The sequence below is a fragment of the Mesorhizobium sp. B2-7-2 genome (genome assembly GCF_006440775.1).
In the GTDB taxonomy this organism is placed as follows: domain Bacteria; phylum Pseudomonadota; class Alphaproteobacteria; order Rhizobiales; family Rhizobiaceae; genus Mesorhizobium.
The window spans coordinates 1-1,463 of sequence record NZ_VFTZ01000059.1 but is presented as its reverse complement, the minus strand read 5'-3'; the positions used below and the strand labels follow the sequence as shown (position 1 = coordinate 1,463).

Below are 1,463 nucleotides of genomic sequence, written 5' to 3'. Positions count from 1 at the left end.
CCCTACACTGCGCGTCCGAGGGTTGCTCGGGCGGTCCGAGCCGATCCTCATCACAGGAGGACGAGCCGTGGCAGATTATAGGGAAGCATTTGTCGGAATCGATGTCGCTAAGCTGAGGAACGCCATCGCGATTGCGGAAGCCGGCCGGGAGGGAGAGGTTCGGTTCTTCGGCGAGGTCGACGCATCGGATACGAGTATGCGCCGCGTTATCCAACGGATCGCTGCCAAGTTCGATCGCATCCACCTATGCTACGAGGCGGGCCCAACCGGCTATGGCCTTTACCGGCTGATCCGTTCCCTTGGCCATGAATGCACCGTGGTCGCGCCATCGCTGATTCCAAGGAAGCCTGGCGATCGGGTGAAAACGAACCGCCGGGATGCTCTTTCATTGGCAAGGCTGCTGCGCGCCGGCGAACTGACGGCGGTATGGGTTCCCGATGAAGATCACGAAGCCATGCGAGATCTCGTTCGCGCCCGGGCAGCCGCGGTCGAGACGCTGCGGGTCCATCGCCAGCAGGTGAGCGCTTTCATGCTCAAGCATGGTCGTGCCTATCCGCGCACGAAGAACTGGACCATGCGCTACCTGCGTTGGTTGCAGGAGCAGCGGTTCGATTATCCTGCACATCAGATCGCGCTCCAGGAAATGGTCGAAGCGGTGCGCGTCTCGAAAGAGCGTGTGGAACGGCTTGATCGCGTGATCGAAGAGTTCATCCCGAACTGGTCGCTGGCGCCGATCGTGCGAGCGCTCCAGACATTGCGTGGGGTCGATCTGATCGTCGCCGTGACGTTCGCCACCGAGGTCGGCGACGTAAGCCGTTTTGAGAGCCCTCGCCAGCTCATGGGCTATCTCGGCCTCGTTCCCGGCGAGCGGTCGACTGGAGAGACAATCAGGCGTGGCGGCATCACCAAGGCAGGCAATGGCCGCGTTCGCCACATGCTGGTTGAGAGCGCCTGGACCTATCGACATCCACCCCGGATCGGCAAGGCGAAGCTGTACCGGTTGGAGCAGGCACCGCCGAAAGTCCGTGAGATCGCATGGAAGGCTCAGGCCCGCCTGACGACCCGGTATCGAAAGCTGGTTGCGCGAGGCAAGCGAACGACGGTGGTCTGCACGGCGATCGCCCGCGAACTAGTCGGCTTCATGTGGGCCGTCGCCAGGGAGGCACGCTCCACCTGATCGCTCGCCGCGGCAGTCTACACCTCGCGCATGGGCGGAGGCGGGACCACGGCAGGGGAATGCCCGTCAGACGCTTTGTGGCCGGCAAATTGACCGACGCCCGCAGTAAGATAGGAACAGCCCCGGACGCACAATCGGGAATGCGGTAGCCAACCCGCGCATCAGAGCTTGATCACCGACGTCCTTCAGTTCCGCCTCCACCCATGCGCGCTCATCAGAATGAGCAGCCGTTCCTCGGATCGGGCGACCTTCTGCGTTCCAAACCTTGACAGCGGACATCAGAGCG

Annotated in this window: 2 protein-coding genes; one reads left to right on the top strand and one right to left on the bottom strand. The window is 62.7% G+C overall.

What is annotated here, in order from left to right:
* The first annotated feature begins 67 nt into the window (after positions 1–67).
* The gene (locus FJ425_RS31415; RefSeq protein ID WP_064995672.1) at positions 68–1,177 is read left to right on the top strand and encodes an IS110 family transposase; all 1,110 of its coding nucleotides are present in this window, start codon (positions 68–70) and stop codon (positions 1,175–1,177) included.
* Positions 1,178–1,243: 66 nt separating this feature from the next.
* Here the strand turns inward: FJ425_RS31415 and FJ425_RS31830 are convergent.
* Positions 1,244–1,463, bottom strand: a 220-nt coding sequence (locus tag FJ425_RS31830; RefSeq protein WP_210241397.1) for a hypothetical protein, incomplete at its 5' end; no start/stop codon positions are given.